The organism is Pseudomonas lutea (assembly GCF_000759445.1).
GTDB lineage: Bacteria > Pseudomonadota > Gammaproteobacteria > Pseudomonadales > Pseudomonadaceae > Aquipseudomonas > Aquipseudomonas lutea.
The window spans coordinates 2,035,638-2,051,310 of record NZ_JRMB01000001.1 but is presented as its reverse complement, the minus strand read 5'-3'; the positions used below and the strand labels follow the sequence as shown (position 1 = coordinate 2,051,310).

Here is a 15,673-nt window from a genome sequence, read left to right as displayed (position 1 = left end):
TCATGACCAACCTTCAACAACATCACGACAAGCCGACGCGCCTGGAGCAGTTGATTTTCAACAACCGTCCGATGGTGATCGGCATTTGCCTGCTGGTGAGTATCTTCCTGTTCTGGCAAGCCACGCTGGTGCGCCCGTCCACCAGTTTTGAAAAGATGATCCCTCTCGGTCACCCGTTCGTTCAGAAGATGATGGAGCACCGCAGCGACCTGACGAACCTCGGCAACACGGTGCGCATCTCGGTGGAGGCCAAACAAGGGGATATCTTCTCGAAGGATTACATGGAGACCCTTCGTCAGATCAACGACGAAGTGTTTTACATATCGGGCGTTGATCGCTCCGGACTCAAGTCGTTATGGAGTCCCAGCGTGCGCTGGACGGAGGTTACCGAAGAGGGGTTCGCCGGCGGTGAAGTGATCCCGCAAAGCTACGACGGCTCGCAGCAGAGCCTCGACACGCTGCGCAACAACGTCCTCAAATCCGGACAGGTCGGGCGTCTGGTGTCCAACAACTTCAAGTCGAGCATTGTCGACGTGCCGCTGCAGGAGTTCTACCCGGACCCCAACGACCAGAGCAAACTGCTGCCGCTGGATTACCGTCAGTTCTCCCACCAGCTTGAAGAGAAGATCCGCGACAAGTACGAAGCGCAGAACCCCAACGTAGAGATCCACATCGTCGGTTTCGCCAAGAAAGTCGGCGATCTGATTGATGGTCTGATCATGGTGGTGATGTTCTTCGGCATCGCTTTCCTGATCACGCTGGTCTTGCTGATGTGGTTCACCCGCTGCGTGCGCAGTACCGTCGCGGTGTTGAGCACCACGTTGATCGCCGTGATCTGGCAGTTGGGGCTGATGCATGTGGTGGGGTTTGGTCTGGATCCCTACTCGATGCTGGTGCCGTTTCTGATCTTCGCCATCGGTATTTCCCACGGCGTGCAGAAAATCAACGGCATCGCTCTGCAGTCCAGCGATGCTGACAACGCGCTGACGGCCGCCCGACGCACGTTTCGCCAGTTGTTCCTGCCGGGGATGATCGCGATTCTTGCGGACGCCGTCGGCTTCATCACGTTGTTGATCATCGACATCGGCGTGATCCGCGAGCTGGCGATTGGCGCTTCCATCGGTGTCGCGGTCATCGTGTTCACCAATCTCATTCTTCTGCCCGTTGCCATTTCCTATGCTGGCATCAGTAAAAAAGCGATTGTGCGCAGCAAGGAAGATTCAGTACGGGAGCATCCGTTCTGGCGTCTGCTGTCGAATTTCGCCGCGCCCAATGTGGCCCGCGTCTCGGTGGGGCTGGCATTGGTCGCGCTGGTGGGTGGCCTTTGGTATGGCCATAACCTGAAGATCGGCGACCTTGATCAAGGCGCGCCGGAGTTGCGCCCGGACTCGCGTTACAACCAGGACAACAATTTCATCATCAGCAACTACTCGACCAGCTCCGACGTGCTGGTGGTGATGGTCAAGACACCGCCCGAGGGATGCTCGGCGTATCAAACGTTGTCGGCGATCAACGAGTTGTCGTGGAAGATGGAGAACACGCCAGGAGTGCAGTCGGCTATTTCGCTGGTGACCGTTTCCAAGCAGGTCATCAAGGGCATGAACGAGGGCAACCTGAAATGGGAGTCGCTGTCGCGCAACAAGGACGTGCTCAACAGCTCAATCGCGCGGGCCGACGGCTTGTATAACAACACCTGTTCGCTGGCACCGCTGTTGATTTTCCTCAACGACCACAAAGCCGAGACACTGGACAGGGCAGTGCATGCGGTGCAGGAGTTTGCTCAACAGAACAACAAGGACGGCCTGGAGTTTCTGCTCGCGGCGGGTAATGCCGGCATCGAGGCGGCGACCAACGAGGTCATCAAGCAGGCCGAGCTGACCATCCTGATTCTGGTGTATGTGTGCGTGGCAGTGATGTGCATGATCACCTTCCGCTCCTGGGCGGCGACGCTGTGCATCGTCCTGCCGCTGGTGCTGACGTCGGTGCTGGGCAACGCACTGATGGCCTTCATGGGCATCGGCGTGAAAGTCGCGACGCTGCCGGTGGTGGCGCTTGGGGTGGGCATTGGGGTCGATTACGGGATTTACATCTACAGCCGTCTGGAGAGTTTCCTGCGGGCAGGGTTGCCGTTGCAGGAAGCTTATTACCAGACGCTGAAGTCCACCGGCAAGGCGGTGTTGTTCACCGGCCTGTGCCTGGCGATTGGCGTGTGCACCTGGATTTTCTCGGCGATCAAGTTTCAGGCTGATATGGGCCTGATGCTGACCTTCATGCTGCTGTGGAACATGTTCGGCGCACTGTGGCTGCTGCCGGCGCTGGCGCGGTTCCTGATCAAACCGGAGAAGATGGCGGGTAAGGTCGGGAATTCGCTGTTTTCCCACTGAGTGACGGCGTTCAAGCGAATTTCTGAAGGTCGACGCGGTGAGGGGTGAATGACGGACTGCGTTCGCGGGCAAGCGCGCTCCTACAGTGGGTTGCGTCGAATCGGCACTCCGGCGTTGGGCACGATATTTGTAGGAGCCGGCTTGCTGGCGAATGTGTTGAGTCGGCCGATATCTTCGTTGCGGACTCACCTTCGCCAGCAAGCCGGCTCCTACAAAGGATTGTGCCAAACTGGCAATTCGCGTCTAGCTTAAGGGTTCAACGCTGACTTGCCTCAGTTATAGGTAAAGAACCCACGCCCGGTCTTGCGTCCCAGATACCCGGCCGCCACCATTTCCTTGAGCAGGGGAGCGGGGCGGTATTTGCTGTCGTTGAAGCCGTCGTGGAACGCTTCGACAATCGCCAGCAAGGTGTCCAGGCCGATCAGATCCGCCAGCGCCAGTGGCCCGATTGGCTGATTGCAACCCAGGCGCATGCCGTCGTCGATGTCCTGAGCGGTGGCCAGACCTTCCTGCAGCACCAGAATCGCCTCGTTGATCATCGGCACCAGAATCCGGTTGACCACAAAGCCCGGCCGGTTGCCGGCGGTGATCGCGGTTTTGTTCAGCCGCTCTGCCAGCTTGATCGCTGCGATGTGGGTGGTGTCCGCTGTCTGCAAACCACGAATGACCTCGATCAGGCTCATCATCGGCACCGGGTTGAAGAAGTGCAGGCCGATGAACCGTTCCGGGTGCTCGACGCTGGCCGCCAGCTGGGTAATGGACAGCGACGAGGTGTTCGAAGCGATGACACACTCGCGGTCGACATCCCCGGCGATCTGCTTGAGCAGGCGCAGCTTCAGCTCAAGGTTTTCGGTAGCGGCTTCGATCACCAGCTGCGCCCCACGCAACTGACCATAGTCGGTGGTGAGGCTGATGCGCCCCAGGGCCGCTTCGGCAACATCGGCCGCCACCGTTTGCTTGACCACCTGACGCTCCAGATTCTTGCGCACGGTCGCCATGCCGCGCTCCAGTGCGGTGTCGGAAACGTCCATCAGCGTGACGTCGAAACCGGCCACCGCGCACACCTGCGCGATGCCGTTGCCCATGGTCCCCGCGCCGATCACGGCAATGTGATGCATGTTCATCAGCAGCCTCCTTACACGCGTTCGAAGATGACGGCGATGCCCTGACCGCCGCCGATGCACATGGTCACCAGCGCATAGCGGCCCTGGATGCGGTGCAGTTCGTGAATGGCTTTGGTGGCGATGATCGCGCCGGTGGCGCCCACCGGATGACCCAGGGAGATGCCCGAGCCGTTCGGATTGACCTTCGCGGGATCAAACCCCAGCTCACGGGCAACTGCGCAGGCCTGTGCGGCAAAGGCTTCGTTGGATTCGATGACGTCCAGATCAGCCACCGTCAAACCGGCTCGCTCCAGCACCTTGCGGCTGGCCGGGATCGGTCCGAGGCCCATCAGCGAGGGCTCAACGCCGGCATGGGCATACGCCACCAACCGCGCCATTGGCTTGAGGCCGTGTTCGCGAACCAGGTCGCCGTTGGCCAACACCAGCGCCGCGGCGCCGTCGTTCAGGCCGGAGGCATTACCGGCGGTGACAGTGCCGTCCTTCTTGAAGGCGGTCTTCATCTTTTCCAGCTGCTCGGCAGTTACGTCGCCGCGCACATGCTCGTCCTGGGCGAAGGTCACGGTGCCTTTGCGCGTGGCGATTTCAATCGGCACGATCTGACTGTCGAAACGCCCCTCGGCGATGGCACGGGCGGCACGCTGCTGGCTGGTCAGCGCAAGGGCGTCCTGGTCCGCGCGGGTGATGCCGTACTGCTCGGCGATGTTCTCGGCAGTAATACCCATGTGGATATTGGCAAACGGGTCATGCAGCGCGCCCAGCATGTAATCCAAGGCCTGCATGTTACCCATGCGCGCGCCCCAGCGGGCCTGCGGCATGATATAGGCGCCGCGGCTCATGGACTCGGCGCCACCGGCCAGCGCCGCGCCCGCATCGCCGAGCATCAGCGACTGCGCAGCAGAGACGATGGCTTGCAGCCCGGAACCGCACAGGCGGTTGACGTTCATGGCCGGGGTTTCTTTGGTAAGGCCGGCTTCCATGGCGATGACTCGGGACAGATAGGCATCGCGCACTTCAGTCGGAATCACATGGCCCATCACCACGTGGCCGATGTGCTCGGGCGCCAGACCGGATTTTGCCAGCGCGGCGCGGCTGACCTGGGTGCCCAGTTCAATGGGCGAGACATCCTTGAGCGAACCGCCGAATCCACCGATGGCGGTACGCAATGCGCTGACGACGAAAACTTCGGTAGTGCTCATAAGGACTCCTGAAACGTTGGGGATGTAAGGCGTCATCTGAAATCGGGATTTGACCAGAGACCGGCTGGCGGCAAGTCTAGACCTGCGTTTGAGCAGGGCCTATGCCAAAACTGTCCAGATGGAATGGCGTTCTTTACCATCGGCAGATGAGTCGGTGGAGCACCACACAAAAAAGGGAAGGCGGTCATGCGGGAAAAGGATTCAGTGTCGATCTACTTCGTCCAGCTGGTGGTCCACGCGCTGCGCGACCAGCCGCTGCGGCTGCAATCGGTGCTGGAGGCGGCCGAGATCGACATGGCGTTGCTCGACGACGCCGGCGCGCGCGTCTCGGCCAGCGCCTTTGCAGCCCTGTGGCTGATACAAATCAAGGAACTGGGCGATGAATTCTTCGGCCTCGACTCCCACGGCATGCCGTTGGGCAGCTTCGCGCTGATCTGCCGCGGGCTTATCCAGGAGCCCAACCTGGAAAAAGCCCTGCGCCAGTGCCTGAGCAACTTCAGTCTGTTCCTGCGCGATTTTCGCGGCAGTCTGGTCGTTCGCGGCCAGCGCGCGGTGCTGGCTGTGGAGACAGCCACGGACGATCCGGTTCGTCAGCGCTTTGGCGAGGAAACCTTTTTACTGCTGATGATCAGCCTGCTGTGCTGGCTTGGCGGGCGGCGTATCAGCATTGATCGGGCACAGTTTCGTCAGCGTCGCGAGCGCCTCAGCGACGATTCGCTGCTCTGGGGGTTCAACCTGAGCTTTGGCGAGCAGCGCACCGAAATCGAATTCTCCAGCCATTACCTGCGCTTGCCCGTGGTGCAGACCCTGCCGGCGCTCAAGTCATTCCTGCGCACCGCGCCGCAGTGGCTGGTGATCCGCTTTCGCAACCAGCGCGGCTTGGCGGCGCAGGTCTATCAACGGCTGCGCAACAGCCATTACGGGCATTGGCCAACGCTGCTGGAAATGGCCGAAGAGTTGAAGCTCAGCGCTACTACGTTCCGTCGCCGCCTTGAACGCGAAGGCTGCGCGTTTCAGGGCATCAAGGACGATGTGCGACGCGGTATCGCCCAGCAGAAACTGCGCGACACCGAATTGAGTGTGGTAGAGATTGCCTCGCTGGTAGGGTTTCAGGAGCCCAGCGCGTTTCACCGGGCGTTCAAGAAGTGGACGGGGGAGAGCCCGGGGCAATTTCGGGCCGGATTTGCTCACCGACTAACCACTTGATTTTGGCCAGACGCAGCTCGATATCAGTCGAGCCATACGCTACGCCATGCTTCCATTCTCGGCGTATGAAGAAGGTGTCCTCCGAGCGTCTGGGTTTGTAGCTCGATACCTTGGTCTGTCAACACTTGAGGCGCCGCGATATAGGCCCGAATTTTCTGGATCCAGGCACTTGGGTAATTACATAAACGGGTCACCGGCAAATCGCCGGCATCGCACGCGTTCTCGCTGCATAGAACCGCAAAGCCGCACGCACCGTAGTGAAGAAGGCGGGCCAGGCTCTGAGCTGACTGCAGCGGCTCGTCGAGCAAGGGCAATAAAGCCAAATCCAGATCCATGCCTGCCAAGGCATCGGCCAGTCCAGATTCCTCCACCTGGAAGCGCTGGTCCCGTACGAAAGGACGTAACTCGATCGGGCACCAGCCCATTACCACGAAGTCAACTTCATCTGCCAGGGCGGGTACGATCTCGGCCAGTAGTCGAAGATCCAGTTGGTCGTGATCACCCCGCCATCCCACACGAAGTTTATTTCCTGTTTGGCGACGGCTGCGGATATTGGACCAGGAAACCGGTAACGACTCAGCCATGATGCGGATGTCGTCATGCATGCCATCGACCGCTGCTGCAAGCTCGGAGGACGCGACGACAACGCGGTTGACCAACTCCAGGCTCCGCAGGAAGGCCGGATCGCTTTTGTAGTTTGCGGGCAGTCGATCCAGGTCCAACACCCTAAGCGCGGGGGAAAGTTGCGTTATCAACTCAATTGCCGGGATCTGATCGGAGGTGAAGGGTTGCTGATATATAACGACGTGAGGGCGCAGGCGCTCAATTTCCACCACATTCAACAAACGCTGGGAGATAGCTCCGTCGACAATGTCTGCATCACGCAATGCCTGAAGCGGAATCGAATTTCGGCAATCCCCGTCGTTCCAGCGGCGTTGCCTCTGCAATAGAACGAGGGGCAAAGGTCGCCATGGTAAGGCCCTCCAAGTAAGATCCACCACCGGCTCGATTTCAAAGCCAGCTCCGTTCAGCGCGAAATGGCAATTGTATGCTGGGTCGTTGGCGAGGACCGGCAACCACTTTCGGTACATGGAAAACTGCTCGCCGCGAAATCGAGAAATTCTCTTTTCATAGGCTGTTGTATCAGTCTGGATCTGGCTGACACTCGATTCGTGCAGCAATGCTGCGTGGGGTGTCCATACCACAAGATAGCCCAACGCTCGTACCTTCAGGCACAAATCGACATCGTTGTACGAAATCTTAAATTCGACTTCATCGAGCCCACCCACTTCCATATATACAGATTTTCGAATCATGAGGCAGGCGGCGGTCACTGCGCTGTAGTTTTGATCGACTTTGAGACGCTGCATGTAACCGGGGCTGTCGTGAGGATGGCCTAAAAACACATGCTGTGCGGGTGAGTCGATGCCTAGTATCACCCCGGCATGCTGGACCGTTCCGTTTGGAAAGTAGAGCTTGGCGCCCACGATGCCTACTTCGGGCCGGATGGCATGGTTAAGCAAGTTGTCGAGCCATTCGGCATGGAGGACGGCAGTGTCGTTATTCAGTAAGACGAGGTACTCGCCGCGCGCATGGCGCGCGGCCGTATTGTTGATCTCGGAGTAGTTAAATGGATAAGGATGACGCAGGATACGCACCTTGTCGCTTTGCAGGCTTTCAATGCCAGCCAGCCATTCCAGCGCATCCTGCTGTTCACTGTTGTTGTCGATTATTATTATTTCGTAATTATCGTAAGCGGTTTTCTCCAACACGCTTTCAACGCAGCGAGAGAGAATACCGAGTTGGTCCTTGGTTGGGATCAGAATTGAGACTAGCGGACGTTGCTGATGGTTATAGCAAATCCGGTACTGCCCGTCAGAAGTTTCCACGACGTGGCTGCCGAGATAGCCACGCGACTGCAGATAACGACTTAGCGCAACTGTCTGGTCCTCGTTTTTTTCGGACAAAATCTCGTCACAAATTAGGATAGGTTCGGCCAGATGCTCCAAGTGTTCGACGTTCTCCCTCTGGATCAATCGCAGAATGTAGTCAAATTCGTAAGCGCGGGGATAGCGAGTGTCGAACCCTCCGAAGTCCAGTAGTGTCTGGCGATGAAAAATCCAATGCTTACACAGGGCCGCCGGGTAGCTAAGGAGAAAATCAAGGTTGAAATCCGGGCGAAATGCCGGCTCATGATTTCCTGAGGCAGTTCGGTGCATTTCATCTGCATAAAATGCAGGAGAGCTGTTCAGCTCGGGAAGTTTAAGACGTAGTCTGGATACGCCTTGAACCGTAAATACAGTGCCAGCTTTTACTATCATAAACCAGTCACAGTAATGCTCTGCTAGCTTGCGGTTTATTGCAGCTGCCTCATTGTCAGCTTTTAGGCGGTGCCATTCGATCCGGGCGTCGCGCACCCAGTCGACCGGGCACGGATTGATTGAAAACACCGCAACGCTCAGTGCGTGCGATAAAGACTGACGCTCGGTGATGCTGTTTATAGTGGAACGCAGCCCTGCCATGTCCCCAGCGTCGTCGCAAATAATCAAAAGCAGTGAGGACCCAGAGCTGTTGGCATTGATCACAGAGTCGATCAGCGCCTGCTGGGCCGCGCGGACGGTATGCCCAGCCATCCATCGACTGGGACTGAATGCAAGGTGTTTGCTGTTTTGCGCGCTTGCGAAGTACGGCCGCAAGTCGACTTCCGTGAACCGATAGCGATCCATGAAGGTGGCGACTTTTATCATCATGGGCTCGTCAATGCGCTGTGACCAACCCAGTTCACCAATACGCTTCTGGAAGATCGCGTGAGACTCTTGAGCAACTTTCGGGTGCGTTCTGCCGCCGGCACTGAACTGCACTTCCGAAACCCGGAAGAGGGAAAGCGGCTCAATGAGCATCGCCAAGTTGCCACGACGCAACAGTTTAAAATAAAGCGCGACGTCACCTACCCAGTCAATCGAACTTCCGTTGAGAACCATAAGGTCATCACCGAAGGCAGCGATGTCCGCGCGCCTGCACATGACGCACGTCGGTTCTCCAATGAAATTAACCGTGAACTGGCCGAGGAAGGCTATGAGTTCAGGCCCGGAGAAGATGACATCATGAGAAAAGGGGAAGCCTGTCGCCCAATTCTCTGGAAGGATATTCCCCTGTTCATCAATCATGTGCCTGCGTGAGCTGGCTAGCGAAATTTCTGGATGATCGTCAAGTAATTCGAGCAGCAGGCTCACGCAATCGGGCTGCAATAGGTCATCGTCGTAGAGGAATTTAAGATACTCGCCGTGCGATTGACGAACGCAGCGAGCGACATTTTTAGCCTCGCCTAACGGCACGTCATTGCGGAAGTACCGAATCGGCCACGGGCTTATCGGGCGAAGCCTCTCCACGATGTCATGCACAGCTTCGCTTCTACAGTCGTCACAGATGACAATCTCGATCTCGTCGTGTGTCTGGTTGAAAGCACTGAGGAGCGCTTGTTCAAAGAACTGAGGCTTGTAGGCTGGTATCGCAATGCTGACCAAACGACGAGAGTTCATCCTGTTATCCGCAATCAAATGTGTGTCGCTTTCAAGAAATCAAGCGAAAAAAGAGTCGGCATCGCTATGCCACGATAATGACGTGTCGCCAACTGAAGCAAAAAGGCGGCCAAGCTCATCACGTTGCAGCGCCGTGGCCTCGTTTAGTCTCATGAGTCGTTCTTCAATAGGGGGCGGCTCCGCCACTGTCAGAAGATGGTTCGTATCTTGCTTAGGACGTAAGCCTAGCCAAGTAATTGAACACCGAACACCGGCCGGGCAAATATCGTCTGGTTCTACGGTTGTAATGAGGTCGTGTAGCAATGAGTAGCAAAAAACTGATTATTGTTGGGGCAGGAGGGCTCGGCCGTGAGGTGCATGGCTGGATTAAGGATTGGGTCGTGCATCATCCAGATCACGTGCTGACCGGCTTTATTGACGATGGCGGCATCTCGCTTAACAGATTCAGCCATTATGCCGATGTCATTTCCACCGTGGATGCATATGAGCCAAAGGCAGATGAGTACCTGGTGTGTGCCATCGGCAAGCCTTCCGATAAGAAGTACGTCATTGACAAGCTCATTGCCAAAGGCGCCCAGTTCTTGACGCTAATTCATCCCACGGCCATCGTCGGGGAAAATGTCACCCTAGGGCGCGGCGTTCTCATTTGCCCGTACTCGGTATTATCCGTGGATCTGACCGTGGGGGATTTTGTCACCGTCAACACGCTGTGCACCATTTCCCACGATTCACACGTAGGACATTTCAGCACGTTAAGCCTTCACTGTGACGTTACAGGAGGAGTAATTCTGGAAGACGGGGTTTTTATGGGCTCACGGGCATCAGTCCTGCCCAAGCTCCGGGTTGGCCGGGGTGCTGTGATCGGAGCGGGTGCCGTGGTAATTCGAGACGTTTTGCCAGGCAGTACGGTCGTGGGCGTACCGGCAAGATGCATCGCACAGAACTAATAGTCGATGTGTCGGCCATAGGTTTGGCCTCGAGGGTCCGATCGAGCTGCTAAAAATCGTCGAATATTCCGGTCCCTCATCCCTGATCCAAAGCCCCGCTCGAAACTGGGCTTATCAAGGCTTTGTCCCGATGTATAGGATACTTTGCTCGGTAATCCCATGGCGCCTGAAAACGCCCGGACCAAACGATTGAGAGTCAAGCTCAAGGAGTTCGAAGCCTCCCTCCCTTATCCGCGCCATGTAGTCATCTTTGGCATACATGCGCACATGGTCGTCTTGTCCAAATCGCGCCCAACGCACATTTACATCAAGTTCCTCCGGATCCTCATCGGTATATTTTGCAGTCAACAAAATAGGGACCATTAAAATCGCCACGCCGTTATTGGCGAGTACCCTAAAAAGCTCGGTAATAGCCTTCCGGTCATCCGAAACATGTTCAAGAACATGGGAGCACACAATAAAGTCAAAAGCTTTATCAGCGTAGATACTCATATCCATGATATCCACTACATCGTCTGCCAGAGGCGAATACAGGTCGGCGGAGCGATAGCTGATATCTGGGATGCTCTTCAGAAACTGCGATAGCAGGGGGGCAGGAGCGAGATCCAAAATGCGCAACGAGCTGCCCTGTGGTCGGGCCAGGAACCTTCGGACAAAAAGGGCATATAACCGGTCACGGTCCGAAGCAGCGCAGCACGGACAGCTATATTGCCCGGTATTAAGGGTTTCAAAGTCTTCGAGGGAATAACCGACGTTGAGCTTGTTGAGCATCTCAAAGTACTGCGGTGTCAACGGTAAGAAATTGGCGAATTCTGATGAGCATACTGGACAGGTGCGCATTAATGGGTCCCCCGTGCCGCTTGAACGATTACGCTCAGAACGTCTTTTATCTCTTCCTCGGCGAGGCTGTCGAAAATGGGTAGGCAAAGTATGCGTTCAGCGATGCTGTTTGCGATGGGAAGCTTGTGCTCCCGTGCCGAGTCGAGACCACGGTACATCGGAAATGCCGATATCAAAGGATAAAAGTATCTCCTCACCATAATATTCCGCTCCCGAAAGCGCTCGAACAGCTCATCTCTGCTCAAGGGAAACTGCGTGTTAACCAGTACTGGGAAGTATGAATAGTTGTGACCCTCCCTGTCGTCCCACGCAACGGTAATGCCTTCTATGTCGCTCAGTGCGTCGCGATAAGTCGCATCCACCTGCCGACGGCGAGCCAACGCTGCATCGATGTGTTTGAGTTGTAGAACACCGAAAGCAGCATTGATTTCACTCATCTTCCCGTTGATCCCCGGCGCGACCACCGTGACCTCATCGGCAAAACCGAAGTTTTTAAGATAGTCGATACGCTGTTTAGTTTTCGCATCAGGGCACACAATCGCTCCGCCCTCAAATGTGTTGAAGACTTTGGTAGCGTGGAAGCTCATCACTGAAAGATCGCCATGGCGCAGGATGCTCTGGTTGTTCTCGCGGACGCCAAAGGCGTGGGCGGAATCATAGATAACTTTTAATCCATACCGGTCCGCAAGGCGCTGGATTCCCTCTACGTCACAAGGCCTGCCATAACAATGAACCGGCATAATTGCCGTTGTCGCCGGCGTGATCGCTTCTTCGATTCGCGCGGGGTCGAGGTTATAGGTAAGCGGATCAATGTCTACAAACACGGGTTTGAGACCGTTCCACAAGAGCGAGTGCGCTGTCGCCACAAAAGAATAAGGTGTGGTGATAACTTCGCCCGTGATCCTCAGCGCCTGTAAGGCGGTCACTAAGGCAATGGTGCCGTTTGTGAACAGCGATAAGTGTTCAACGCCAAGGTACTCGGCTAGCTCTTTTTCCAGCTGCTGATGAAACGGACCGCCATTAGTCAGCGTTCGGGTTTCCCAGATCTTTTCCAGATATGGGATGAACTCTTCAAGCGGCGCGAGCAAAGGCTTGGTGACTGGGGTCGTTTTGCTCATTGGCGTTCTACGCTCTGTCTAGATGGCGGTGTAAAACTCACCCGCTGGTAATGAAATTTGGACACCTTTTGCAGGGTGTCAGCAAAATGGCGGTCCATTGGACATACAGTGTCTCAGCAAGAAATCGGCCAACTGGAGCAAGCGATGATGTGCTTGATATTCCGAACGCCCGACGCTTATTTTGTACGCCTTGCCGCGATGCGGTGTGCCCAACGAAAAAGGACTTGAGTCATGAGTAGCGATGACCACCATTCACTCGCGCAGCGACTGATGGGCATTGATGAAATTGAATGCGTCACGCCGGACTTGAATGGCGTGCCGCGAGGGAAGGTGATGACCGCCGATGGCTTTCTGGAAGGCCGTCGCTTGCAGCTGGCCCGCGGTGTGCTGCTGCAATGCATCATGGGCGGCTACCCGCCGTCCAGATTCTACGGCAGCGACGACGGCGATCTGGCGTTGGTTGCCGACCCGCAGCAGACCCATCTTCTGCCATGGAGCGACGAGCCCCGGGCCTTGGCCATCTGTGATGCCGACGAGCTCGACGGTCAGCCATCGCCTTTATCCACGCGTGGCCAGCTCAAATCCGTCATTGCCCGCTATGCCCGGCATGGCTGGTCGCCGGTAGTGGCCACCGAGCTGGAGTTTTTCGTCTTCGCCGCCAACCCCGATCCGACCCAGCCGTTTCAACCACCGGTCGGTCTGGACGGTCGTCGGGAAGACGGCCAGTCAGCGTTCAGCATCAGCTCCAACAACGGGCTGCGGCCGTTCTTCAAGGAAGTCTATGCGTGCATGGCGGCGCTCGGCTTGCCGCGCGACACGGTGATGCACGAGATGGGCGTCAGCCAGTTCGAGATCAATCTGCTGCACGGCGATCCGCTTTTACTCGCCGACCAGACGTTCCTGTTCAAACACATGCTCAAGGAAGTCGCGCTGAAGCACGGCCTGATCGTGGTGTGTATGGCCAAACCGCTGGCGCACACGCCCGGCAGCTCGATGCACATTCACCAGAGCGTGGTCGAGACCGCCAGCGGGCAGAACATCTTCAGCGACGCCCAGGGCGAAGCCACTGCGCTGTTTCATCATTTCATCGGCGGGCAGCAGGCGGCCATGGCTGATTTCACTGCGTTGTTCGCGCCGAACGTCAATTCCTACCAGCGCCTGTGCCATCCCTTCGCCTCGCCCAACAATGCCTGCTGGTCGCATGACAACCGCGCGGCAGGCCTGCGCATTCCGGCCAGTGCGCCGGTCGCCCGTCGGGTCGAAAACCGTTTGCCCGGCGCGGATGCCAACCCCTATCTGGCCATTGCCGCCAGTCTGGCTGCGGGTCTGCATGGCATTGAGCATTCGCTGGAGCCATCGCCGCCGATTCAAGGCGAGTTCGTTGTGCCCGATAATCTGTCGTTGCCATGTACCTTGCACGCTGCCCTGGAACGTCTGACTCGCAGCTCGCTGGCCAAGGAACTGTTTGGTGCCGAATTCATCGAAGGCTACATCGCGTCGAAGACCCTGGAAATGACCAGTTTCTTCAACGAAATCACTCCCTGGGAGCGCCGCGTTCTGGCCGCTCAGGCTTAAGAATCGCTGTTCGGAAATCCTCTGCAGAAGAGGGTTTCTGTTTTTTGGAAAGCTATGCGCCAAATCTGGAAGTCCTTTCGAGCGCTGTATTTCGCTTCGCTGATGATGTTGATCGGCTCGGGCCTGTTGAGCACCTACTTGGCCCTGCGTCTGGCGGCGGATCAGGTCGACGGTTTGTGGGTCGGCGCGTTGATGGCGGCCAACTACGTCGGCCTGGCGCTGGGCGGCAAGATCGGCCACCGGCTGATCGGGCGAATAGGGCACATCCGTGCGTACGCGACCTGCGCCGGTATCGTCGGCGCAGCGGTGCTGGGCCACGGGCTGTTTGACTATCTACCGGCCTGGATCTTCCTGCGGATGATCGTCGGCCTGGGCATGATGTGCCAGTACATGGTCATCGAGAGCTGGCTCAACGAGCAGGCCTCGCCCAAGCAGCGCGGTACGGTGTTCAGCCTGTACATGATCGCGTCCTACCTGGGGCTGGTCCTCGGGCAATTGATCCTGGTGGTCCACCCGCAGTTGGGCCCTGAGCTGCTGATGCTGGTGGCGATGTGTTTTGCGCTGTGTCTGGTGCCGGTCGCCATGACCCGCAGCATTCACCCGGCGCCGATGCACCCGGCGCCGCTGGAGCCGCTTTTCTTCATGCGCCGGGTGCCGCAGTCGCTGACCACGGTGCTGAGCGCCGGCATGGTCATCGGCTCGTTTTACGGTCTGGCACCTCTGTATGCCGCGCAACAGGGGTTGTCGACCGAGCACGTCGGCTTGTTCATGGCCAGTTGCATCGGCGCGGGCCTTATCGTGCAGGGCCCGCTGGGCAAGTTGTCCGACCGCTACGACCGCGCCTGGCTGATCCGTGGCGTAGCCGGCTTGCTGGTGCTGGCATCGCTGCCGCTGGCGGTGCTGCCCAATGTGCCGATGGAAGTGCTGTTGGCGGTGGGCTTCGTTGCCTCACTGCTGCAGTTTTCGCTGTATCCCCTGGCGGTGGCCTTCTCCAACGACCACGTCGAAGGCGAGCGGCGCGTCTCCCTGACGGCCATGCTGCTTATGACCTACGGCGTCGGCGCCAGTATCGGCCCGCTGGTCTCCGGCGTGCTGATGAAGATGTTCGGCAGCAACATGCTCTACGCGTTCGTCTGCTTCGTGGCATTGGTGCTGGTGACGCGGATTCGTCCGAAAGCTGTGACCAACCTGCACCAGGTCGAAGACGCACCGCTGCATCACATCGCGATGCCCGACAGCATGTCCAGCTCACCGCTGGTGGTTGCCCTCGACCCTCGGGTCGATGAGCAAGTGGTGCAGGATCAGATGCAGGACGTTGAGCCTGAGCCTGAGCCTGAGGTTTCGCCTGATGTGGCGGCTGAGAGCGACGTGCAGCCGGAGATGGTCGAGCGGGTTGTGGCGTCAGGCGAGGGCGTTGTGCGGCCGGTGGCGATCATGGATGAGGAAGTGGCTGTCGAGCCTGAGGCGTCAGGGCTGGACGAGACGACCGAAGTGCGTCGGGATGTCGGGGTGGATCGGCCTTTGTGATGGGGGGGCTGCTGATGTGGCCCCCACATGTCTCGTTACTCATGCTGAAGCTGCGCTAACGGCAAAGCCATGTGGGAGCGAGCTTGCTCTGGGGCGCATCCGGGCGATGGCGGGGTGTCTGTGAAATGGATTTCGGCGGACTCACCCTATTCGCGAGCAAGCTCACTCCTACAGGTTTCTGCCTGATACCGACATTTTGACCGATGCAAAACCTGTA

General features: G+C 57.6%; 10 protein-coding genes. 5 read left to right on the top strand and 5 right to left on the bottom strand.

Annotated features, from left to right (window positions below; translation table 11 throughout):
- Nucleotides 1-2 precede the first annotated feature (2 nt).
- Entirely contained in the window at nt 3-2,384 is a 2,382-nt protein-coding gene (locus LT42_RS08805) for an efflux RND transporter permease subunit (protein ID WP_037011661.1), read from the top strand.
- Between the two features lie 272 nt (nt 2,385-2,656).
- Here the strand turns inward: LT42_RS08805 and LT42_RS08800 are convergent, their stop codons facing one another.
- Nucleotides 2,657-3,508 carry a 3-hydroxybutyryl-CoA dehydrogenase gene (locus tag LT42_RS08800; protein WP_037011659.1) on the bottom strand — a complete coding sequence of 284 codons (852 nt, stop codon included), beginning with the start codon at nt 3,506-3,508 and terminating at the stop codon, nt 2,657-2,659.
- An 11-nt stretch (nt 3,509-3,519) separates the two neighbouring features.
- Nucleotides 3,520-4,704, bottom strand: a complete 1,185-nt coding sequence (locus LT42_RS08795) for an acetyl-CoA C-acyltransferase family protein (RefSeq protein WP_037011657.1) — start codon at nt 4,702-4,704, stop codon at nt 3,520-3,522.
- Between the two features lie 186 nt (nt 4,705-4,890).
- Between LT42_RS08795 and LT42_RS08790 the strand changes: the two genes are divergently transcribed.
- On the top strand, nt 4,891-5,910 hold the full coding sequence (locus tag LT42_RS08790) for an AraC family transcriptional regulator (protein WP_037011656.1): 1,020 nt from the start codon (nt 4,891-4,893) through the stop codon (nt 5,908-5,910).
- Between the two features lie 23 nt (nt 5,911-5,933).
- Here LT42_RS08790 and LT42_RS08785 read toward each other — a convergent pair whose 3' ends face one another.
- Nucleotides 5,934-9,449: a glycosyltransferase gene (locus LT42_RS08785; protein ID WP_037011655.1), complete on the bottom strand. Its 3,516-nt coding sequence runs from the start codon at nt 9,447-9,449 to the stop codon at nt 5,934-5,936.
- Between the two features lie 302 nt (nt 9,450-9,751).
- Here LT42_RS08785 and LT42_RS08780 point away from each other — a divergent pair, with 302 nt between their 5' ends.
- Nucleotides 9,752-10,396 (top strand): acetyltransferase, encoded by a 645-nt coding sequence (locus tag LT42_RS08780; RefSeq protein WP_037011654.1) that lies wholly within the window; start codon nt 9,752-9,754, stop codon nt 10,394-10,396.
- A 114-nt stretch (nt 10,397-10,510) separates the two neighbouring features.
- Here LT42_RS08780 and LT42_RS08775 read toward each other — a convergent pair whose 3' ends face one another.
- Together LT42_RS08775 and vioA are read right to left on the bottom strand one after the other, a co-directional pair.
- Nucleotides 10,511-11,236: a class I SAM-dependent methyltransferase gene (locus LT42_RS08775; RefSeq protein ID WP_037011652.1), complete on the bottom strand. Its 726-nt coding sequence runs from the start codon at nt 11,234-11,236 to the stop codon at nt 10,511-10,513.
- Nucleotides 11,236-12,354: a dTDP-4-amino-4,6-dideoxy-D-glucose aminotransferase VioA gene (gene vioA / locus LT42_RS08770; protein ID WP_037011651.1), complete on the bottom strand. Its 1,119-nt coding sequence runs from the start codon at nt 12,352-12,354 to the stop codon at nt 11,236-11,238. Before vioA ends, LT42_RS08775 begins: the two co-directional genes overlap by 1 nt.
- Nucleotides 12,355-12,687: 333 nt before the next feature.
- Here vioA and LT42_RS08765 point away from each other — a divergent pair, with 333 nt between their 5' ends.
- A complete protein-coding gene (locus LT42_RS08765; protein ID WP_208855907.1) occupies nt 12,688-13,929 on the top strand; it encodes a glutamine synthetase family protein in 1,242 nt (413 codons plus the stop codon).
- Between the two features lie 54 nt (nt 13,930-13,983).
- Entirely contained in the window at nt 13,984-15,456 is a 1,473-nt protein-coding gene (locus LT42_RS08760) for an MFS transporter (RefSeq protein ID WP_081955338.1), read from the top strand.
- The last annotated feature ends 217 nt before the right edge of the window (nt 15,457-15,673 follow it).

Excerpts from the sequence above, each read along its gene's own strand:
- LT42_RS08760 (WP_081955338.1), top strand. The coding sequence starts at position 13,984 with ATGCGCCAAATCTGGAAGTCCTTTCGAGCGCTGTATTTCGCTTCGCTG.
- LT42_RS08780 (WP_037011654.1), top strand. The coding sequence starts at position 9,752 with ATGAGTAGCAAAAAACTGATTATTGTTGGGGCAGGAGGGCTCGGCCGT.
- LT42_RS08765 (WP_208855907.1), top strand. The coding sequence starts at position 12,688 with ATGACCGCCGATGGCTTTCTGGAAGGCCGTCGCTTGCAGCTGGCCCGC.
- LT42_RS08790 (WP_037011656.1), top strand. The coding sequence starts at position 4,891 with ATGCGGGAAAAGGATTCAGTGTCGATCTACTTCGTCCAGCTGGTGGTC.
- LT42_RS08795 (WP_037011657.1), bottom strand. The coding sequence starts at position 4,704 with ATGAGCACTACCGAAGTTTTCGTCGTCAGCGCATTGCGTACCGCCATC.
- LT42_RS08805 (WP_037011661.1), top strand. The coding sequence starts at position 3 with ATGACCAACCTTCAACAACATCACGACAAGCCGACGCGCCTGGAGCAG.
- vioA (WP_037011651.1), bottom strand. The coding sequence starts at position 12,354 with ATGAGCAAAACGACCCCAGTCACCAAGCCTTTGCTCGCGCCGCTTGAA.
- LT42_RS08800 (WP_037011659.1), bottom strand. The coding sequence starts at position 3,508 with ATGAACATGCATCACATTGCCGTGATCGGCGCGGGGACCATGGGCAAC.
- LT42_RS08775 (WP_037011652.1), bottom strand. The coding sequence starts at position 11,236 with ATGCGCACCTGTCCAGTATGCTCATCAGAATTCGCCAATTTCTTACCG.
- LT42_RS08785 (WP_037011655.1), bottom strand. The coding sequence starts at position 9,449 with ATGAACTCTCGTCGTTTGGTCAGCATTGCGATACCAGCCTACAAGCCT.